Origin of the sequence: Fulvimonas yonginensis, from assembly GCF_037137055.1 — a bacterium.
Taxonomy (GTDB): Bacteria; Pseudomonadota; Gammaproteobacteria; order Xanthomonadales; family Rhodanobacteraceae; genus Frateuria_A; species Frateuria_A yonginensis.
The window spans coordinates 125,251-143,832 of record NZ_JBBBNY010000007.1 but is presented as its reverse complement, the minus strand read 5'-3'; the positions used below and the strand labels follow the sequence as shown (position 1 = coordinate 143,832).

Sequence of the window (18,582 nt, the reverse complement as noted above, 5' to 3'; positions counted from 1 at the left end):
ACCTTGCTGGCCCCGACGGCCTCTAGCTTTTGCCTCACCCCGGGCTCACCCAGGCCGTCTCTCCTGGTGACGAAAGCCCGCCGCAGGCGAGCCCGCTCGCGCAAGCGCCCCACAAGAACGAAACGCCCGCAAGCAAGCCTCCAGCGAAGCGCAAAGAAGCGAAGCGCAAAGCCACGAGCATCGCGAGCAAGCTCGCTCCTACGGCACGGCGTGCGGCGAGCACGATGGCAAAGCATCGCGAAACCACCGGAGTGGACGAAGCCCGCCGCAGGCCAAACCTGGAAGCCGCCTCGCACCACCCGGGGCCACAACTCACACGCGCCCCGCGTATCATTAAGAGACATCCGACCAGGACCGCCCCATGCCCCGATTCCTGCTGGCCCTCCTGCTCCTCCTGCCGCTCGGCGCCGCGGCCCAGGCGGCAGCGCCGTCGAGTGCCGCCGGAACGCCGCCCGCGCCGGGGCCGAAGGTGCTGCTGCACACGAGCTTGGGGGACATCACGCTCGAGCTGTATCCGGACAAGGCACCCAAGAGCGTGGAGAATTTCCTGCAGTATGTGCGCGAGGGCTTCTACGACGGCACGGTGTTCCACCGCGCGATTCCCGGCTACCTGGTGCAGGGCGGCCTGTACACGCGCGACCTGCAGCCGCGGCGCACGCACCCGGCGATCGCCAGCGAGGCGGACAACGGCCTGTCCAACCTGCGCGGCACCGTGGCGGTGGCGCGGGGCGCGGACCCGAATTCGGGTACGGCGCAGTTCTTCATCAACCTGGTCGACAACCGCCGTCTCGACTACGCCGGCAGCCAGAGCGGGCTGACCTGGGGCTACGCGGTGTTCGGCAAGGTGGTCGACGGCATGGACGTGGTCGACAAGATCGCCGCGCTTCCGACCCGTGCGCAGGGCCCGTTCGCGGCCGACGTACCCAACCCGCTGCCGGTGATCGAGAGTGCCCGCGTGATCGGCGAGGAGACGCCCGCCACCGCGGCCAGCACGGCCGCCCCGGCGCCCGCCGGCTCGGCCAGGCCGGCCAAGGCCGGCAGCGCGACGAAGCCGGCCGTCCGCGCCAAGGGCGGATGATGGCCAGCCTGTTCATCGCCGATCTGCACCTGGACGACAGCCGTCCGCACATCACCGACCTGTTCGAGCGCTACCTGGCCGGCGACGAGGTGCGTGGAGCGGATGCCCTGTACATCCTCGGCGACCTGGTCGAGGCCTGGATCGGCGACGACGACGACGCCGAACTGCCTGCGCGCATCGCCCGCGCAACCCGCGCCGTGCGCGCGGCCGGCGTGCCGGTGTACTTCATGCCGGGCAACCGCGATTTCCTGCTCGGCCAGGACTACGCCGCCCGCGCGCGCTTGACCCTGCTCGAGGACGGCGTGGTGCACGAGCTGTACGGCCAGCCGACCCTGCTGATGCACGGCGACACGCTGTGCACCGACGACGTCGCCTACCAGGCCGTGCGCCGCCAGGTGCGCACGCCGGAATGGAAGGCGAACATCCTGGCGATGCCGCTGCAGGCCCGCCGCGCCTTCGCCGCCAAGGCACGCGCCGACAGCCGCGCGCATACCGGCAGCACCATGGAGTCGATCATGGACGTCAATGCCGAGGCGGTCGCCCGGGCCATGCGCGAAGCCGGGGTCACCCGCCTGATCCACGGCCACACGCACCGTCCGGCCATCCACGACTTCGCGCTCGACGACCGGCCGGCACAGCGCATCGTGCTGGGCGACTGGTACGAGCAGGGATCGGTGCTGCGCGTGGAGCCGGACCGGCTCGAGCTGCGCGGCCTGCCACCGGGATAGCTCGACCGCATGGCTCGTACCATTTCCACCCGGTAGAGCGGACTTGCCCGCGATGCCTTCGCGCTCGCACACGGCACGCCGGAGCAGGGCATCGCGAGTGATGCCCGCTTCGACCCGTACGACGGGCACCGGAAGTGGTTCGAGGGCCACGGGCAGTTCTGCCGCCACGCGATCGCGCCGCGGATAGAATGCGCACGAGCGGATCCCGGCCTGCGCGCCGGCCGCTCCGACGCAGGGAGGGTCCCGCATGCGCCTCCGCCGATCGCTGCCGTTCACGCTCGCCTTGCTGACCGGGTGCGTGAGCACGCCGCGGCATCCGGCGCCGCCGGCGCTGATGGATGCGGCGGTACCGGACGGCCTGTCCACGAACGTGCGCCTGCTCAGCATCGACCGCCGGCATTTCCTGCAGGAATCGCCGGTGCTGCTGCGCGACATCCGGCGCGCTGCGGACGGCAGCCTGGACATCCTGGCGCTGTCCGGCGGTGGCGCGGGCGGCGCCTTCGGTGCCGGTGCGCTGGTGGGGCTGAGCCGCGCCCATGCGCGGCCGACCTTCGAGCTGGTCACCGGCGTCAGCGCCGGCGCGCTGATCGCGCCCTTCGCCTTCCTCGGCCCGGACTGGGACGCCCGGCTGACCGCCGCCTTCACCGGCCAGGCCAGCGCCAGCCTGCAGCGCTCCCCGCTGATGAGCGTGGCCAGTCGCCTGCTGTTCCCGCAGGGCTTCGGCCGGCACGATCCGCTGGCCGCGCTGGTCGATCGCTACGTGAGCGACGCGATGATCGCCGCGGTGGCGCGCGAGCGGGCCCGGGGCCGGCGGCTGATCGTGGCCACCACCGACCTGGACAAGCAGGAGACCGTGCTGTGGGACATGGGCGCGATCGCCGAACAGGGCAGCGAAGCGGCGCGCAAGCTGTTCCGCGACGTGCTGGTGGCCTCGGCCAGCGTGCCGGGCGTGTTTCCACCGGTGCTCGTCCCGGTACACGAGGGCACGCGCCACTACCAGGAGATGCACGTCGACGGCGGCGTCACCACGCCGCTGTTCGCCGTGCCGCTGATCGCGCAGATCCTGCCCGCCGACCTCACGCTGCTGCGCGGCGCGCACCTGTACGTGATCGTCAACGGCCAGCTGGTGGCGGCGCCCGCGACCACGCGCCTTAGCACGGCGGCGATCCTGGAGCGCAGCTTCTCCGCGCAGACCACCTACAAGACGCGCGAGACGCTGGCGCTCACGCTGGGCTTCGCCGATCGCTACGGGCTGGGCCTGCGGATCAGCGAGATCCCGGGCGACTACCCCTTCGGCAGCTTCATCGACTTCCGCCCGCAGCACCTGCGCGCGCTGTTCGACTACGCCGCCGCCTGCGCAGCGCAGGGGCGACTGTGGATGACGCCGGAGCAGTCGCTGCACCGCAACCTGGACGCCCCACCGCCCTCCCCCGGCGGCACCGTCGCCTGCCCCGCGCCCGCGCCCTGAGGCCACGCCTCGGCTACCATTGACGTTTCGCTTCGCACTCGAGGGAAGGACTATGCAGCTCGACCAGGTCAAGGCCGTCATCACCGGCGGCGCCTCCGGACTCGGCCACGCGGTGGCGCAGCATCTCGTCGCGCACGGCGCCAGGGTGGCGCTGTTCGACGTCAACGAGGAGAAGGGCCAGCAGGCCGCGCAGGCGCTGGGCGCCGCTGCCCGCTTCTACCGCACCGACGTGACCTCGGAAGACGGCGTGGTCGCCAACGTGGCTGCCGCGCGCGAGGCGATGGGCGGGCTCAACGTGGTGGTCAATTGCGCCGGCATCCTCGGCTCCGGTCGCGTGCTGGGCAAGGAAGGCCCGATGCCGCTGTCCAGCTTCGCCGGCACCGTCATGGTGAACCTGGTCGGCAGCTTCAACGTGGCCAAGGCCGGTGCGGCGCTGATGCAGTCCAACGAGGCGGGCGAGGACGGCGAGCGCGGCGTGATCGTCAACACCGCCTCGGTCGCCGCCTACGAGGGCCAGATCGGCCAGGCCGCCTACTCGGCCTCCAAGGGTGGCGTGGTCGGCATGACCCTGCCGATGGCGCGCGAGCTGGCCCGCTTCGGCATCCGCGTGGCGACCATCGCCCCCGGCATCTTCTGGACCCCGATGGTGGACGGCATGCCGCCACAGGTGCAGGAGTCGCTCGGCGCCTCGATCCCGTTCCCCTCGCGCCTGGGCAAGCCGGAGGAATTCGCGCAGACGGTCGCCTTCATCCTCGGCAACCGCTACATCAACGGCGAGACCATCCGCCTCGACGGCGCGGTGCGGTTGCAGCCGAAGTAGCCATCGCCATGCCGGCTACGTCGCTCCTGCTGGGCAGCCTGCTGGCCCTGGCCGCTCCCGCGATGCCGCACGCCCATGCCTATCGCGAGGTGACGGCCCATGCGTTGAAGGCCTGCGTGTTCCAGCCGGGTTCCCCCGCCAGCGCCCCGCGCGCGGCGGTGCTGCTGCTGCACCCGGGCGGCTGGCGCGCCGGCGAGGCGGCCTGGGAGTTCGACGAGGCCCGTCGCTTCGCCGCGCTCGGCCTGGTCGCCGTCGCCGTGGATTACCGCTTGGCCGACGGCGGAAGCGGTCCGGTGGACGCACTGGCCCACACCTGTGCCGCCTTCGCCTGGACACGGGCCCACGCCCGCGCGCTGGGCGTCGATCCGTCCCGCATCGCCGGCTACGGCGAATCGGCCGGCGGCCAGCTGGTCCCCGCCGCGGGCGTGGGGCTGTGCCCCGGCCGCACCTCCACCGCGCGGCCGCACCTGATGCTGCTGGCGTCGCCGCTGCTGGACACGACCCAGCCGATCTACGCCTCGCTGCTGTGCACACCCGCCCGGGCGGCCGCCTACTCGCCGCTGGCGCACGCCGGCGCGATGCCGCCGACGCTGGTGGTGCAGGGCGAGGCGGACAACGTCGCGCCCGCCGCGGCCGCCAAGGCCTTCTGCGCCAAGGCCAGCCACGCGGGGGGCACCTGCCGGCTGGCGCTCTATCCGAAGCTCGGCCATCTGCTGACGCGCGATCTGCTGCGCCAGGAAGCCGACATCGATCCGGACCCGCAGGCACTCGCCGACGCCGGACGCCGCCAGCGCCGTTTCCTGGCCGAACACCGATTACTCACCAACGATCCAGCCGCCAAGGCGACTTCCCCATGAAAGCTTCCGACGTCAAGAAAGGCAACGTGGTCGAACACGACGGTACCGTCTACCAGGTGCGCGACATCGAGCGCAGCGCGCCCACCGCGCGCGGCGGCAACGTCACCTACCGCTTCACCATGTATTCGATTCCGGGCGGCCGCAAGTTCGATCTCAGCCTGCGCGCCGATGACGACCTCAAGGAGATGGACCTGGTCCGTCGCGCGGCCCACTTCTCCTACATGGACGGCGAGACGTTCGTGTTCATGGATGCCGAGGACTACACCCAGTACCCGCTCGGCCCCGAGCTGGTGGGCGACAACGCCGGCTACGTGGTCGAGGGCGTGGAGGGCTACTACGTGCAGCTGATCGACGACGCGCCAGTCGGCCTGCAGGTGCCCACCAGCGTGATGCTGACCGTGGTCGACACCGCGCCGGAGCTCAAGGGGGCGAGCGCCACCAAGCGCACCAAGCCGGCGCGCCTCAACACCGGGGTCGAGATCCAGGTGCCCGAGTACATCACCAACGACGAAAAGGTCTGGGTCAACACCCTGACCGGCGAGTTCGCCGGCCGCGCCTGAGGCCGCACGCGCGTCCCTGCGCCCGACGGCAGGCAGCCGCTACGTCCTGCCTGATCAAGCGGGCGTAAATTTCGGGCGGGCGCACCGGCAAGCGGACGCGGCCCGTCGCGTTGCGTTCAACTGGGCTCGGGCAGAATCACGGCTCCCCAACCCTGCGATACGGCCATGCCCGCCGCCAGCGTCTATTCGCTACGCGCCAACGTCCTGGAGAGTCTGACCCGGACCAAGCGCCCGGACGTTCCGCTGAGGGTGGTGCTGCGCAACACGCTGGCGGTGGTGCTGCCGCTGGCGATCGGCATGGCCAGCGGCCACACCGCGATCGGCCTGGGCATCGCCGTCGGTGCGCTGGACACGATGTTCTCGGACCAGCCCGGCCCGTACCGCCAGCGCGTGTGGCAGCTGCTGCTGGCCTCGCTCGCGGCGGGCCTGGCCGCGTTGACCGGCTTCCTGATCGGCGGGCACCTCCCCTCGATCCTGCTGGCAAGCGCGATCGTAGGCTTCGGCGGCGGCCTGCTGGTCGTGTTCGGCACCGACATCGCACGCGTGGGCATGACCAGCATGATCCTGCTGGTGGTGACCGCTGCCACGCCCACCTCGCTCGCGGGCGCTGCGGCCGGGGCGGCGCTGATCTTCGCCGGCGGCCTGCTGATGATGCTGTTCTCGGTGGCGGCCTGGCCGCTGCAGCGCTACCGGCCGGAGCGGCACGCGCTGGCCACGGTCTACCGCGGCCTGGCCGCGCTGGCCCGCCAGCGGGGCCAGGACGACGAGGACGAGCCCGCCCTGAGTGGCGCGATGACCACCCTGCAGCAGACCCTGCTCGGGCGCCACCATGCCCGCGGCCGCGCCATGGAGGCGTTCGGCGTGTTGCTGGAACTGGCCGAACGAATCCGGCTGGAGCTCACTGCGCTCGCGGGCGGCGCACCGGACGCCGGCATCTCGCCGCGCTTCCGCAACCGCACCGCGCGCGTGCTCGACCAGATCGCCGAAGCGCTGGAGGAAGGTTCCTCGCCGCGCGGCGCCGAGCGTGCGCTGCGCGCATTGCAGGCTGCCGAGCCGCAGGCCGCACAGGCCCACGCGCAGCATGCGCTGCACGTCCACGCCCTGGCCGGCCAGCTCGCCGCCGCCGTGCGCAACGCCAACTGGGCCGGCGCGCGCGGCGAACAGCGCGCCGAGGCGGCCGACCTGCGGCTGCCGGCGTCGTTGCGGCAGAGCTCGGCGCGTGCCGTGCTGCTGGCCAACCTCACCCCGCATTCGGTGGCGTTCCGCCACGCGGTACGTTCGGCGATCGCGCTGAGCCTGGCGCTGGGCCTCTCGCGCGCACTGCACCTGCCGCACGGCTACTGGCTGCCGATGACGGTGGCGATCGTGCTGCGGCCGGACTTCGCGGCCACCTTCAATTTCGGCCTGCTGCGCGTGGTCGGTACCGTGCTCGGCCTGCTGCTCACCACCGCGCTGCTGTGGGTGATTCCCGACCAGGCGTGGGCGCACCTCGCCCTGATGGGCGTGCTGTGCCTCGCGTTCCGCTACCTCGCCACCGCGCACTACGGCATCGCGGTGGCGGCGCTGACCGGTACCGTGGTGGTGCTGCTCTCGTTCGAGGGCGTGGACCCGGGCGCCGCGGTGATGGATCGCGTGGTCAACACGGCGCTCGGCAGCGGGATGGCGCTGCTGGCCTACGTGCTGTGGCCCACCTGGGAGCGGGGCCGCGCGCGCGCCGCGCTGGCCGACATGCTGGAAGCCTACGCCGACTACCTGCGCGCGCTCGGGCGTCCACAGCGACGCGACGCGCACCGGGAAACGCGCACCGCCGCCCGCACCGCGCGCACCAATGCACTGGCCTCGATCGAACGCATGCGCGCGGAACCGGCCACGCCGCCCGCGCTGCTCGACCTGGCGCAGGCGCTGTTCGCCAACGGCAATCGCCTCGCGCGCACGGCGATGACGCTGGAGGCGCTGCTGCAGGACCGCAGCAGCCTGCCGGAGCAGAGCGAGGTGAGCGCCTTCATCGACCACGCCGCGACCGCGCTGCACACGGTCGCCGGTGCCCTGCGCGAGCAGCATGCCGCCGCCGGCCTGCCGGACCTGCGTACGCTCCAGCGTACGCTCGCCACCCTGCTGGCGATGTCCGAGGACCTGGCGGGCGCCGACCAGGTCGCCCGCCTCACCGACCGCCTGGTGGACAACATCAACACCCTGGCCCACGTGGTCGGCCGCTGCCCGCAGGACGCGGCCGCCCAATCGGCGGGGCGGCACGTGCACCCGTAGGCGCCCCCCGCAAGGCCGCACGGTATTTTCCGCTGCCCCCTCCCGCCTTCGGTGTCGAGGAGCCCGGTCACGGGGCAGTCATCGCGGCGGGACGCACGCGGTGATACATCGCCCGCCCACCGCAGGGACCGTGTCGATCCCCACAACCCACCGCATCGGGGTGCGGAGGCGTCCCTGCCTGGCCCACTGGCACCGAACCGGGAGGTCCGCGGCGTCCAGCGGAACCTGCAGCGGGCTTCCGAGGAGGTTGGGGATGAAACGGTTGGCAAAGACGCTCCTTTACCTGGTCGCCAGCACGCTGGCCATGCCGGCCTTCGGCGCGCACTGGCGCGCCAGCGTCGGGGCCCAGGGCGAGAACATGGGACGGCAGGCGATGGCGTTCCTGCCCAACGAGATGTGGATCCATGCGGGCGACACGATCACCTGGACGTTCGACAGCAACGAGATCCACACAGTCACCTTCCTGGTGTCCGGCCAGATGCGTCCGCCCTTCCCGGTCGGCTGCCCGCCGGGACCGCCGCCGGGCATCACCCCCAGCGGATCGAGCGTCGACGGCGCCCACTGCGTCAACACCGGCCCGCAGGTGGCAGGCCAGAGCTACACCGTACGGTTCCCGGTCGCCGGCAACTTCAAGCTGGTCTGCCTGGTGCACAGCGACATGACCGGCGTGGTGCACGTGCTGCCTCCGGGGATGCCGCTGCCGTACGACCAGGCGTACTACGACCGCCTCGCCAACGACATGCGCCACGCGCTGCTCGCAGGCATGGATCGCAGCCTCAACGACCCGGATGCCCAGCAGCTGTTCGACATGCGCGACCACGAGGCCGGCAGCCCCCGTGGCTTCCGGCACCGCGTGATCGCCGGCTGGGGCGTGATCGGGGCGACGCCCGGCGGCCACGTGAACCTCGCGGTCATGCGCTTCCATCACCCGGTGATCTACGTGCGCGCGGGACAGACCGTGGAATGGGACAACGCCGACCCGACCACCCCGCACACGATCACCTTCGGCGCCGAGCCCCTCGACCCGACCGTCCCGTCCGGCAACGTGAGCACCGACGCGGACGGGGCGCTGCACGCGGTAATGCATTCGCGTTCGGACAACGTGAGCTCGGGCTTCATCGTGGCCGAGCCGCAGGAGCGGACGGGGCTGGCGCAGACGCCACCCGGCACCACGCGTTTCCGCGTCACCTTCACGCAACCGGGCCTCTACCCCTACGTCTGCGCACTGCACGAGGAGCTGGGGATGCACGGCGAGGTGATCGTGACCAAGTAGGCCGTCCGGCAACGCGTCCAGGGACGGACTCGTCGGCGGATGCGCGCGGCAGGGCAGCAGCCTGGGCATCCGCCGGGCGCGATCCGCCGCGGAGACGCCGTGCCGCCGGATAAACCTAGCTGGTGTGGTCGAGGATGATCTTCCAGCCGGCGGCCGTCTTTTCCCACAGCAGCGAGAACACGCCGTCGTCCCCTGGCGCCGTGCCGTGTTCCTTGCGATCGAGGTGGAAACGGCCGGTCACCACCGCGTAGCGCACCTCGCCGTCATGCCCGGGCAACAACCGCACCTCGAGGACGGCATAGGTGAGATGGCCCATCTGCGCCGGCGACGCGTAGTGCTTGCGGTAGCTGGCGAGGATGGCGCGGTAGCCCTTGCGTACGCTGGAACCGATGAAGGTGGTGTCGGGCGAGTCGGCGTACGCGCGCATGAAGGCCGCCACGTCGCCCCGGTTCCAGGCGGCCTGCTGGTCGGCCAGCACCTGCCGGATCGCCGCCTCGTCCCGGTCGTGCACCGGCCGGGCCGCGGCGGGCCCGGCGAAAGCGAGCAGCAGCGAAACGACCCACGCGAAGCGATTCCCGGCCATCGCACACCCTCCCGTTCATGGAACAGGTGGCGAGCGTACGCCAGGCTCAGGCGCGGTGATAGGGATGGCCGGCCACGATCGCGGCGGCCCGGTAGAGCTGCTCGACCAGCACCAGCCGCACCAGCATGTGCGGCAGCGTGAGCGGGCCGAGCGACCAGCGCTGGTCGGCGCGCGCCAGCACCTCAGGAGCGTGGCCGTCGGGACCGCCGATCAGGAAGGCCAGGTCGCGCCCGGCCATGCGCCAGTTCGCCAGTTGCCCGGCCAGCTCCTCGCTGGACCAGACCTTGCCGCGCCCGTCCAGTGCGACCACGTGCATATCGCGCGGCACGGCGGCGAGGATGGCCGCGCCCTCCTCCTGCATCGCGCGCGCGTCGTCGCGGCCCTTGCCCCGTGTACCCGGCCTGAGTTCGACCAGTTCCAGCGGCAGCTCGTGCGCGAGTCGCTTGCGGTATTCGGCGAAGCCCTCGGCCACCCAGCCGGGCATGCGTTCACCGATGGCGATCACGCGCGCGCGCATGATCAGACGATGGAAGCGGCGCGCAGCGCCGTGTTCGCCGCCTCTCCCCCGTCCTTGATCGAACGGGAGCGAAAGGGCTGAGGGGCGGGGCTCGCCGCGGGATTCATCCGGAGAATGCTTCCACAAACATCACGCGCTTCGTAGGGGGCAGGTCGCAAGAACGGCTCCTCCCCCTCGCCCCGCCGGGGGAGGTAGCAAAGCTTCGCGCTTCGTGGTGAGTGGATCGCACGGCCCCCCTCACCCGGCCCTCCCGAAAGGGAGGGGAACAACAGCGTGCGCAGGGCGTCAGCCGGCGTTCGCCGCATCCATGCCCGGCTCGCGGTCGCCCACCGTCCACAGCCGCTCCAGGCCGTAGAACTCGCGGATGCGCGGCAGCATGACGTGGACGACCACGTCGCCCAGGTCGACCAGCACCCACTCGGCTTCCTGCTCGCCCTCGACGCCCAGCGGCATCACGCCCGCCTTCTTGGCGAACTTCACCACCTCGTCGGCGATCGACTTGACGTGGCGGGCGGAGGTGCCCGAGGCGATCACCAGCAGGTCGGTGACCGAGGTCTTGCCGCGGACGTCGATCTCGCGGATGTCCTTTGCCTTGAGTTCTTCCAGCGCATCGATCACGTGCTTGCGCAGTTGGTTGGCATCGACCGCTTTCCTGGCGGCGGCGGAAGACGGACTACGAAGGGGCGTACTCAAGTGGAAGTGCCTCGGACGGACGTAGGGCGCGACATGGCGCCAGCGCAGTATAACCGCCTCGCCTCAAAGGCACGTCAAGCCAGCGCGTGGCGGGCCTCGACGTACTCGTCCATCAGCACGCGTACGAGCTCGGCGGCCGGCATCGGGCGCACCCGCCCGGCGGCCTGCCCGCACCACTCCGACAGCAGGTCGCCGCGGCCGGCGGCCGCGGCGGCGCGGCGCAGGGGCGCGGTAAGCGCGTTCAGCACCGGATAGGGCGGCAGCTCGCCCGCGAACGGCGCCATCGCTTCCACGAAGCGGTTGCGCAGGCCGCGGGCGGCGCGCCCGGAAAAGCTGTAGATAGTGCCCACGCGATGGTCCTCGGCCTGCGCCAGGTCACGTTTCCAGGCCTCTGCAGCGGCCGACTCCGGACAGGCGAGGAAGGCAGTGCCGAGCTGGCTGGCATCCGCGCCCAGTATTTCGGCGGCGAGCATGCCGCGGCCGTCCATGATTCCGCCGGCGGCGATCACCGGGATGTCCAGCGCCGCCACCGTCGCCGGCAGCAGCGCGAACAGGCCGACCAGCGCCTCCTCGGGCGCGTGCAGGAAGGTGCCGCGGTGCCCGCCCGCCTCGGCGCCCTGCACGCATACCGCGTCGGCGCCCTGCTCGGCCCAGGCGCGCGCTTCGGCCACGGTGGTGGCAGTGCCCACCACGCGGATGCCCAGGGCCTTCAGTTCGCGCACCCGCGTGCGGTCCAGCAGGTCGAAGGCGAAGCTCGCCACCGCGGGGCGCGCCTCGCGCAGCGCAGCCAGCTGCTCGGAGAACACCGGCGCCCAGCGCGCGGGACGCTGCGTGCGCACGTCGAGGCCCTCGCGTTCCATCAGCGCGTCGAGGCGTGCGCGGACCGCATCCACGCGGGCCTCGTCCACCTCGAAGGCATCCGGCAGCACGAACAGGTTGATCGCGAACGGCCGGTCGGTGGCCGCCCGGATCTGCGCGGCCTGGTCGAGCAGTGCCTGCGGTTCGAGGTAGCCGGCCCCCAGCGACCCCAGTCCACCGGCACCGCTCACCGCAGCGACCAGTGCGGGGGTGTTCGATCCGGACATGGGCGCCTGGATCAACGGATGCGCGACGCCCAGCGGGTGCAGGAAGGTGGACGGCATGTGCGGCCTCCGGCAGCGTGGACCGCCATTGTGCCGCGATGGCGCGTGGACGTCCCGAGGACGCGGAGGGAGCGGGAGGCCCCTCCGCGCCCAGCGTGCTCAGTGGCCTTCGGCGTCCGTCGTCTTGTCCTGCATGTCCTTGGCGCCGGCAGACATCGCCGCGTGTCCGCCCGACTTGCCGGGGGCCATCGCTTCGCCCGGCTTCATGCTTTCGTGATGCATGCCCTGCTGCTTCATGGCCGCGTGCTTCATGGCCCCGTGCTCCATGGCCTGAGGTTGCATGGCGTCCTTGTGCATGGCGTCCGTGGCCATGGCCTGACCGGCAGGCATCGCATCCTGCGCGAAAGCCGGCGCAAGGCCGGTGAGGGCGAGCGCGGCGGCGAAGGCCAGGGCGGCGTGGGTGCGTACGTTCATGGGCTGATCCTCGAATGGAAAGGGGCGGATGCATCGCGCATCCACCCCTTCCTTCGCCGGACCGGACCGGCGGGTTACGCGGCGCGCGAAAGCAGGCGGCCGCCCATCGCGGCATTGGCCGCCACTACCAGGCCGACCGCCAGGGCGTGCATCAGCAGGTCGGTGGCCGCCGCGTCGAAGGCGTGGCAGATCTCCAGCAGGCTGGCCGAGGCGGCCGCGCTGGCCAGGCCCACCAGCACGGCGGTCAGCACCGGCCGCAACGGGCAGGCGCGGCGCAGCAGGACGATCAGCAGCGCGGACAGGGGGATCGAGAAGCCGAGGATGAAATACAGGCATTCGCCGGCCTCGTGCGCCGTAGCCACGTGGGTGGCCGGGGCGACCCACTGGCGCAGGCAGCCCAGGCCGCTGGCGCCGATCCACAGCAGCGCCGGCGGCAACGGCAGCCACGCCCAGGCGGTACGGCGCCCGGGCACGCCCAGCGCGAACGCAGCCCAGGCCGCCGCCACCGCGGTGAGCACGGCGCCGAGCCCGGCCCAGCCCAGGTCCGGCGCGCCGGCCCAGCGCGCGAGCATCGGTGCCGCGCCGTAGCGGGCGAACAGGGCCAGGGCGATGGCCGCCACCACCGCGAGCCAACCCAGCGTGCGCAGCCACGGCGGCCACAGCCGGCGCACCGGCGCCAGCTCGGCGCCGAGCGTGGCGATCAGGCGGTCGTGGGCGTGCGGGTCGGCCATCGGTCTAGTCGTCTCCGTGGAAATGGCCGCGCAGGGCCCTGAGCGCGCGGTGCAGGTTGACCTTGAGCGCGCCCGTGGAACGGCCGGTGCGGGCGGCCGCCTCGTCCAGCGACAGCTCCTTCAGCCCCAGTTGCTCGACCGCCTCGCGCTGGCCCGGCGGCAGCGCCGCGACCGCCGCGCGCAGCCGTCGCGCCTGCTGGGTGCGCTCGCTTGCGGTGCTGGCGTCGCCGGCCTCGGCGTGCGCGGCCAGCGCCACCTCGTCGCCGATCTCCCGCTGCGCCTGGCGCCCGCTGCGACGCAGGCCGTCGATCGCACGCCGGCTCGCCAGCGCGGCCAGCCAGGCATCATAGGAACGCGCCGGGTCGTAGGTGTGGCGCACACGGTGCACGGTCAGCAGGGTCTCCTGCACCACGTCGTCGAGCTGGTCGTAGGCCACCCCCTGGCGGCGCGCGACGGTGCGGATCAGGGCCACCGAGTCGGCGAGCACGCGCTCGTAGGCCCGCCGGTCGCCAGCCTGTGCGGCAGCCATCCATGCCGCGCGGCGGCGTTCGGGTGCGTCGCTGGCGCTGGCAGGTTCGGCTGGCACGGCCGGGTCGACGCTCGCCCAGGGAAAGGAGCGATCATCTAGAACCATCGGCCCGGTGGCGGTCAAGCCCGGCATGGCGGCGGCGTCGGTCATGCCGGGTATTCGCCGCATCGGGCGGCGGGGTTACGGAGCAAGCTCGCGGCAACTCGCCCGCGCCCGCATGCCCGCGTAACCGGCGGCCATCCCGCGTCGAATACCTGGCCACATGCCTGCGGAATCGCCCCAATGCTGCTGCTGATCCTTGCCTACCTGGGTGGCGTCCTGACCATCCTCAGCCCCTGCATCCTGCCGGTGCTGCCGTTCGTGTTCGCCCGCGCCGACCGCCCGTTCGCGCGTAACGGCCTGCCCATGCTGCTGGGCATGGCGCTCACCTTCGCACTGGTCGCCACGCTGGCGGCGGTCGGCGGCGGCTGGGCGGTGCGCGCCAACCAGTACGGCCGTGCCATCGCGCTGGTGGTGCTGGCGCTGCTCGGCCTGACCCTGCTTTCCACGCGGCTGGCCGAATGGCTGACGCGGCCGTTCGTGGCGCTGGGCAACCGCCTGTCGCAACGGTCGGAGGGTGAGGGTTCGGTATGGTCGGCCGCCGGCCTGGGAGTCGCCACCGGCCTGCTGTGGGCGCCCTGCGCCGGCCCGATCCTCGGCCTGCTGCTGACCGGCGCCGCGCTCAACGGCGCCAGCGTGCAGACCACGCTGCTGCTGCTCACCTACGCCGCGGGCGCCGCCACCTCGCTGACGCTGGCGCTGCTGATCGGCGGCCAGGTGTTCACCCTGATGAAGCGCTCGCTGGGCGCCGGCGAGTGGGTGCGCCGCGCGCTCGGCGCGCTGGTGCTCGCCGGCGTGGCGGCGATCGCGCTGGGCCTGGATACCGGGCTGCTGACGCGCGTGGCGCTGGCGAACACCGGGGGGCTGGAGCAGAAGCTGGTCGACGCGGTGCGCCCGAAGCCCGCACCGCAGCCGGCGCATCGTGCCGGCACGCCGCTGCCGGTGGAAGGCGAGCTGCCGTCGCTGGCCGGCGCCACCGGCTGGCTCAACTCGGCGCCGCTCACCGCGCAGGCGCTGCGCGGCAAGGTGGTGCTGGTCGACTTCTGGACCTACTCCTGCATCAACTGCCTGCGCTCGCTGCCCTACGTGCGCGCCTGGTACGACAAGTACCGCGACCACGGCCTGGTGGTGATCGGCGTGCACGCGCCGGAGTTCGCCTTCGAGAAGGAACCGGCCAACGTGGCGCGCGCCGTGAAGGAACTGGGCGTGGACTACCCGGTCGCGCTCGACAACGACTACGCCATCTGGCAGGGCTTCGACAACGAGTACTGGCCGGCGCACTACTTCATCGACGCGCAGGGCCGCATCCGTTCGCACCACTTCGGCGAGGGCGACTACGCGCAAAGCGAGGACATCCTGCGCCAGCTGCTCACCGAGGCCGGGCAGACCGCCCTGCCTAGCGGCTACGTGCAACCCGGCGCCGGCGGTGCGCAGGCAGCCGCGTCGGACGACGCCACGCGCTCGCCCGAAACCTACGTGGGCTACGCCCGTAGCACCCATTTCGCGGGGGGCGATGTGGCCCACGACGACGCCTGGGACTACCGCGCGCCGGCGGCGTTGCCGCCCGGCCAGTGGTCGCTCGACGGCCGCTGGAGCGTGCACGCGGAGAACGCCGCCCTCGAGCGCGCCGGCGGGCGCATCGTCTACCGCTTCCGGGGTCGTGACCTGCACCTGGTGCTCGGCCCGGGCCCGGACGGCAGGCCGGTGCGCTTCCGCGTCACCCTGGACGGCAAGGCGCCGGGCGACGACCGCGGCATGGACATCGACGCGGACGGCAACGGCACGGTGACCGAGCAGCGCCTGTACCAGCTCGTGCGGCAACGGCACGGCAGCGGCGAGCACGTGTTCGAGATCACCTTCCTCGACCCGGGCGTACGCGCCTACGCCTTCACCTTCGGCTGATCTTCGGAGGTTCCCATGACTCGCATCGACGAGCTGATCGCGCTGGAACGCCGTCGCTTCCTGCGCGCCACGTTGGCCGGCGGCGCTGCGATGGCGCTCGGTGGCCTGCTGATCCCGCGCCTGGCGGCGCGCGGTACGCCGCCGGCGCGCCCGGCCGCAGCCGCCGGCGCCGACGTGCTGCTGGCGTGCTTCGCCGACGACGGCCGTCGCCTGGGCCCCTGCCACGTGCGCAAGCTGGTGCTCAGCGACGCCCAGTGGCGCCAGCGCCTGTCGGCAGCGGCGTACCAGGTCATGCGCCACGACGGCACCGAGCTCGCCTTCAGCGGTCCGCACGAGAAGCCGGCGATGCCCGGCCTGTACCGCTGCGTGGCGTGCGACACCGCGCTCTACGATGCCGCCACGCAGTTCGACTCCGGCACCGGCTGGCCGAGCTTCTGGCAACCCATCGCGAAGGAGAACATCGTCGAGAGCATCGACCACATGTTCGGCTGGGTCCGCACTGCCGTCAGTTGCGCCGGCTGCGACGGCCACCTCGGGCACGTGTTCGACGACGGCCCGGCGCCCACCGGCCTGCGTTACTGCATGAATTCGGTGGCCCTGCGCTTCGTGCCGCGTACCGGCTGAGCCTGGCCGACGCGCGCTACAGTTCCTTGCGGTAGACGACGAAGCCGGAACGATCGGCCACCTTGTCGTAGAGGGCCATGGCGGCGGCGTTGCTCTCGTGCGTCTGCCAGTAGGTGCGCGAGCACCCCGCCGCACGGGCACGCTGGTAGACCGCTTCGATCAGCGCCCGCCCCACGCCCCGCCCGCGGGCGGACGGCACGGTGAAGAGGTCCTGCAGGTAGCAGCTCGGTTCGATGCGGATGGTGCTGCGGTGGAACAGGTAGTGAGCCAGGCCCAGCAGTTCGCCGTCGGCGTCGGCCACCAGCGCGTGTACCGGCTCGTACGCGTCGAAGAAGCGCGACCAGGTCATGGCGGTGACCTGCTCGGGCAACGCCGTGGCGCCCGTGCGACCGTAGAAGGCGTTGTAGCCTTCCCACAAGGCCAGCCAGGCCGCATGGTCGCCGCGGACCAGTTCGCGCACCACGACCGGTGGGCTCATCGCGGCTCCTGTGGATGGCGCTGGCGGTACGGGGCCAGCAGCGCCGGGGCATCGAACAAGCCATCCGGCAGCAGGTAGCGCGGCTCGCGGCCCGCCGCCAGCAGGTCGCGGATGCGGGTGGCCGAGATCTCCAGCGGCGTCACCTCCAGTTCGATCACCTGGCCCGCCGGCCGAGCATGCAGTTGGCGAGGGTCGGCGACATGCCGGCCGGCGATCTCCGCGGCCAGCTCTGCCGGCCAGCCGCGCGTGACGCCCGGACGCGAGAGCACGCCGATGTGCGCCGTCTCGAACAGGGCGCGCCAACGATGCCAGCCCGGCAGGCCGGCGAAGGCATCGGCGCCGAGCAGCAGGACGATCGGCCGATCGCCCTCCTCCGCACGCAGATCCGCCAGCGTGTCGACGGTGTAGGACGGGCCGCCGCGCGCCAGCTCGCGCGTATCGAGCGTGAGCCGGGGCTGGCCGCGCAAGGCCGCGCGCAGCATGGCGACGCGCGTGGTGGCGTCGGCGATCGGCGGCGGCCGGTGCGGCGGGATGCTGGCAGGGACCAGGCGCACCTCGGCGTCCAGCAGCTCGGCCGCCTCCCACGCCACGGCCAGGTGGGCGACGTGAACCGGGTCGAAGGTGCCGCCGAGGATGGCTAGCGGGCGCATGCTCTGGCTCCCCCGCCCCTGCGTGGAGAGGGCCGGGACGAGGAAACGCGCCGCGTCGGGGCTGCGCGGCTGTTGCGGGCAGGATGGGAGGCTGTCGCGAGCTCCCGCTCCATGGCCCGCCCCTCCTCCCGCGAGGGAGCGGGAGCCCGGGCTGCCGCGCTCATGCAAGCGCCCCGGCGGCGCGCGGCTCGGCGATGGCAGCGACCAGCCGCTCGGCTTCCCGCCAGGGATCGCCCTGCTCACGGCCCTTGGCCATGCGGTCGATGCGCGAAGCGCGTGCCAGGCAGGCGAGCCAGTGCTCGCGCGGTGCACGGCGCAAGGCCTTGCGGAAGAGCTGCTCGCGCGCCGGCCACAGCCGCTCGGCGCGCGCCTGCGCCGCGAAGTCGCGCGCATTGGCCAGACGCAACGCGAGCTGCAACTGGTTGACCAGCCAGCCCATCAGCGGGATCAGGTCCTCGCCTTCGCCACGCAGGCCGGCGAGGATGCGCAGCGCGCGGCCGCCGTCGCCCCCGAAGGCGGCATCGGTCAGCTTGAAGGCGTCGTAGCGGGCGCTGTCGGCCACCAGGCTCTCCATCTCGGCCGCGTCGATCCGGCCGCTGCCGTGCAGCACCGCCAGCTTGTCGATCTCCTGCGCCGCCGCGAGCAGGTTGCCCTCGACCCGCTCGGCCAGCAGGGCGGCCGCGTCGGGCGTGGCCGCCAGGCCCCGGGAGGCCAGCCGCGCGCCGATCCACGACGCCCACTCCTGCGGCCTGGGGGCGTTGAACACCACCATCGTGCCGGCGGCATCCACCTGCTTGGTCCACGCGCCTTCGTGCTTGCTGCTCCATTCGACCGCGGTGATCAGCAGGGTCACGTCCGGCGGCGGGTCGGCGCAGAACGCGCCGATCGCCTTGGCGCCCTCGACGCCGGGTCGCCCGGTCGGCAGGCGCAGGTCGAGCAGGCGGCGGCTGGCGAACAGCGACATGCCGGCGGCGGAGCGGGCCAGGTCGTCCCAGTCGAAGTGCTGGCCGGCCTCGAGCACCTCGCGCTCGGCATAGCCCAGTTCGCGGGCGCGGGCACGCAGCGCGTCGGCCGCCTCGAGTACCAGCAGTTCCTCGCCGGCCAGCAGATACACCGGCGCCAGGCGATCGGACGCCAGCACCTTGCTCCACTGGGCCGGGGACAGCAGCAT

Annotated in this window: 20 protein-coding genes; 10 read left to right on the top strand and 10 right to left on the bottom strand. The window is 72.4% G+C overall.

Features of this window, described 5'->3' with window-relative positions:
* The first annotated feature begins 361 nt into the window (after positions 1-361).
* From WAT24_RS11255 to WAT24_RS11220, 8 genes are all read left to right on the top strand, one after another.
* Positions 362-1,078, top strand: coding sequence for a peptidylprolyl isomerase (locus tag WAT24_RS11255; protein ID WP_336807961.1), 717 nt, complete (start codon positions 362-364; stop codon positions 1,076-1,078).
* Positions 1,078-1,806 carry a UDP-2,3-diacylglucosamine diphosphatase gene (gene lpxH / locus WAT24_RS11250; RefSeq protein ID WP_336807975.1) on the top strand — a complete coding sequence of 243 codons (729 nt, stop codon included), beginning with the start codon at positions 1,078-1,080 and terminating at the stop codon, positions 1,804-1,806. The genes WAT24_RS11255 and lpxH overlap by 1 nt, the downstream gene beginning before the upstream one ends.
* Before the next feature lie 247 nt (positions 1,807-2,053).
* Entirely contained in the window at positions 2,054-3,274 is a 1,221-nt protein-coding gene (locus tag WAT24_RS11245; protein WP_336807960.1) for a patatin-like phospholipase family protein, read from the top strand.
* 52 nt (positions 3,275-3,326) lie between these two features.
* A complete protein-coding gene (locus WAT24_RS11240; protein WP_336807959.1) occupies positions 3,327-4,094 on the top strand; it encodes an SDR family NAD(P)-dependent oxidoreductase in 768 nt (255 codons plus the stop codon).
* Between the two features lie 8 nt (positions 4,095-4,102).
* Positions 4,103-4,951 carry an alpha/beta hydrolase gene (locus WAT24_RS11235; protein WP_336807958.1) on the top strand — a complete coding sequence of 283 codons (849 nt, stop codon included), beginning with the start codon at positions 4,103-4,105 and terminating at the stop codon, positions 4,949-4,951.
* Positions 4,948-5,511 carry an elongation factor P-like protein EfpL gene (efpL, locus tag WAT24_RS11230; protein ID WP_336807957.1) on the top strand — a complete coding sequence of 188 codons (564 nt, stop codon included), beginning with the start codon at positions 4,948-4,950 and terminating at the stop codon, positions 5,509-5,511. The genes WAT24_RS11235 and efpL overlap by 4 nt, the downstream gene beginning before the upstream one ends.
* Positions 5,512-5,676: 165 nt before the next feature.
* On the top strand, positions 5,677-7,776 hold the full coding sequence (locus tag WAT24_RS11225) for an FUSC family protein (RefSeq protein ID WP_336807956.1): 2,100 nt from the start codon (positions 5,677-5,679) through the stop codon (positions 7,774-7,776).
* 253 nt (positions 7,777-8,029) lie between these two features.
* Complete coding sequence (locus WAT24_RS11220) at positions 8,030-9,049, top strand: cupredoxin domain-containing protein (protein WP_336807955.1); 1,020 nt, start codon at positions 8,030-8,032, stop codon at positions 9,047-9,049.
* A gap of 115 nt (positions 9,050-9,164) precedes the next feature.
* Here the strand turns inward: WAT24_RS11220 and WAT24_RS11215 are convergent, their stop codons facing one another.
* The 7 genes from WAT24_RS11215 to WAT24_RS11185 all read right to left on the bottom strand — a co-directional run bounded on the left by WAT24_RS11215 (position 9,165) and on the right by WAT24_RS11185 (position 13,808).
* On the bottom strand, positions 9,165-9,632 hold the full coding sequence (locus WAT24_RS11215) for a YybH family protein (protein WP_336807954.1): 468 nt from the start codon (positions 9,630-9,632) through the stop codon (positions 9,165-9,167).
* 46 nt (positions 9,633-9,678) lie between these two features.
* Positions 9,679-10,149: a 23S rRNA (pseudouridine(1915)-N(3))-methyltransferase RlmH gene (rlmH, locus tag WAT24_RS11210; protein WP_336807953.1), complete on the bottom strand. Its 471-nt coding sequence runs from the start codon at positions 10,147-10,149 to the stop codon at positions 9,679-9,681.
* A 285-nt stretch (positions 10,150-10,434) separates the two neighbouring features.
* Positions 10,435-10,779 carry a ribosome silencing factor gene (gene rsfS / locus WAT24_RS11205; protein ID WP_336807974.1) on the bottom strand — a complete coding sequence of 115 codons (345 nt, stop codon included), beginning with the start codon at positions 10,777-10,779 and terminating at the stop codon, positions 10,435-10,437.
* A 137-nt stretch (positions 10,780-10,916) separates the two neighbouring features.
* Positions 10,917-11,984, bottom strand: a complete 1,068-nt coding sequence (locus tag WAT24_RS11200) for an NAD(P)H-dependent flavin oxidoreductase (protein ID WP_336807952.1) — start codon at positions 11,982-11,984, stop codon at positions 10,917-10,919.
* Between the two features lie 99 nt (positions 11,985-12,083).
* A complete protein-coding gene (locus WAT24_RS11195) occupies positions 12,084-12,398 on the bottom strand; it encodes a pentapeptide MXKDX repeat protein (RefSeq protein ID WP_336807951.1) in 315 nt (104 codons plus the stop codon).
* A 74-nt stretch (positions 12,399-12,472) separates the two neighbouring features.
* Complete coding sequence (locus WAT24_RS11190) at positions 12,473-13,129, bottom strand: NrsF family protein (RefSeq protein WP_336807950.1); 657 nt, start codon at positions 13,127-13,129, stop codon at positions 12,473-12,475.
* A 4-nt stretch (positions 13,130-13,133) separates the two neighbouring features.
* On the bottom strand, positions 13,134-13,808 hold the full coding sequence (locus WAT24_RS11185) for a sigma-70 family RNA polymerase sigma factor (protein WP_336807949.1): 675 nt from the start codon (positions 13,806-13,808) through the stop codon (positions 13,134-13,136).
* Between the two features lie 132 nt (positions 13,809-13,940).
* On the opposite strand from WAT24_RS11185, the gene WAT24_RS11180 reads away from it, so the two are divergent.
* Positions 13,941-15,659, top strand: a complete 1,719-nt coding sequence (locus tag WAT24_RS11180) for a cytochrome c biogenesis protein DipZ (RefSeq protein ID WP_336807948.1) — start codon at positions 13,941-13,943, stop codon at positions 15,657-15,659.
* A 15-nt stretch (positions 15,660-15,674) separates the two neighbouring features.
* Positions 15,675-16,283 carry a peptide-methionine (R)-S-oxide reductase MsrB gene (msrB, locus tag WAT24_RS11175; RefSeq protein WP_336807947.1) on the top strand — a complete coding sequence of 203 codons (609 nt, stop codon included), beginning with the start codon at positions 15,675-15,677 and terminating at the stop codon, positions 16,281-16,283.
* A gap of 16 nt (positions 16,284-16,299) precedes the next feature.
* On the opposite strand, the gene WAT24_RS11170 is transcribed toward msrB, so the two are convergent.
* From WAT24_RS11170 to holA, 3 genes are all read right to left on the bottom strand, one after another.
* Positions 16,300-16,761, bottom strand: a complete 462-nt coding sequence (locus WAT24_RS11170; protein WP_336807946.1) for a GNAT family N-acetyltransferase — start codon at positions 16,759-16,761, stop codon at positions 16,300-16,302.
* Positions 16,758-17,411 (bottom strand): nicotinate-nucleotide adenylyltransferase, encoded by a 654-nt coding sequence (nadD, locus tag WAT24_RS11165; RefSeq protein WP_336807945.1) that lies wholly within the window; start codon positions 17,409-17,411, stop codon positions 16,758-16,760. The genes WAT24_RS11170 and nadD overlap by 4 nt, the downstream gene beginning before the upstream one ends.
* Positions 17,412-17,571: 160 nt before the next feature.
* Positions 17,572-18,582, bottom strand: a complete 1,011-nt coding sequence (gene holA, locus WAT24_RS11160) for a DNA polymerase III subunit delta (RefSeq protein ID WP_336807944.1) — start codon at positions 18,580-18,582, stop codon at positions 17,572-17,574.

Bases quoted from the DNA above. Each gene is read 5' to 3' on its own strand.
- WAT24_RS11180 (WP_336807948.1), top strand. From the start codon at position 13,941: ATGCTGCTGCTGATCCTTGCCTACCTGGGTGGCGTCCTGACCATCCTC.
- WAT24_RS11240 (WP_336807959.1), top strand. From the start codon at position 3,327: ATGCAGCTCGACCAGGTCAAGGCCGTCATCACCGGCGGCGCCTCCGGA.
- WAT24_RS11255 (WP_336807961.1), top strand. From the start codon at position 362: ATGCCCCGATTCCTGCTGGCCCTCCTGCTCCTCCTGCCGCTCGGCGCC.
- WAT24_RS11245 (WP_336807960.1), top strand. From the start codon at position 2,054: ATGCGCCTCCGCCGATCGCTGCCGTTCACGCTCGCCTTGCTGACCGGG.
- WAT24_RS11170 (WP_336807946.1), bottom strand. From the start codon at position 16,761: ATGAGCCCACCGGTCGTGGTGCGCGAACTGGTCCGCGGCGACCATGCG.
- WAT24_RS11190 (WP_336807950.1), bottom strand. From the start codon at position 13,129: ATGGCCGACCCGCACGCCCACGACCGCCTGATCGCCACGCTCGGCGCC.
- WAT24_RS11220 (WP_336807955.1), top strand. From the start codon at position 8,030: ATGAAACGGTTGGCAAAGACGCTCCTTTACCTGGTCGCCAGCACGCTG.
- efpL (WP_336807957.1), top strand. From the start codon at position 4,948: ATGAAAGCTTCCGACGTCAAGAAAGGCAACGTGGTCGAACACGACGGT.
- msrB (WP_336807947.1), top strand. From the start codon at position 15,675: ATGACTCGCATCGACGAGCTGATCGCGCTGGAACGCCGTCGCTTCCTG.
- WAT24_RS11195 (WP_336807951.1), bottom strand. From the start codon at position 12,398: ATGAACGTACGCACCCACGCCGCCCTGGCCTTCGCCGCCGCGCTCGCC.
- lpxH (WP_336807975.1), top strand. From the start codon at position 1,078: ATGGCCAGCCTGTTCATCGCCGATCTGCACCTGGACGACAGCCGTCCG.
- holA (WP_336807944.1), bottom strand. From the start codon at position 18,582: ATGCTGCTGTCCCCGGCCCAGTGGAGCAAGGTGCTGGCGTCCGATCGC.
- nadD (WP_336807945.1), bottom strand. From the start codon at position 17,411: ATGCGCCCGCTAGCCATCCTCGGCGGCACCTTCGACCCGGTTCACGTC.
- WAT24_RS11235 (WP_336807958.1), top strand. From the start codon at position 4,103: ATGCCGGCTACGTCGCTCCTGCTGGGCAGCCTGCTGGCCCTGGCCGCT.
- rlmH (WP_336807953.1), bottom strand. From the start codon at position 10,149: ATGCGCGCGCGCGTGATCGCCATCGGTGAACGCATGCCCGGCTGGGTG.
- WAT24_RS11225 (WP_336807956.1), top strand. From the start codon at position 5,677: ATGCCCGCCGCCAGCGTCTATTCGCTACGCGCCAACGTCCTGGAGAGT.
- WAT24_RS11185 (WP_336807949.1), bottom strand. From the start codon at position 13,808: ATGACCGACGCCGCCGCCATGCCGGGCTTGACCGCCACCGGGCCGATG.
- WAT24_RS11200 (WP_336807952.1), bottom strand. From the start codon at position 11,984: ATGCCGTCCACCTTCCTGCACCCGCTGGGCGTCGCGCATCCGTTGATC.
- WAT24_RS11215 (WP_336807954.1), bottom strand. From the start codon at position 9,632: ATGGCCGGGAATCGCTTCGCGTGGGTCGTTTCGCTGCTGCTCGCTTTC.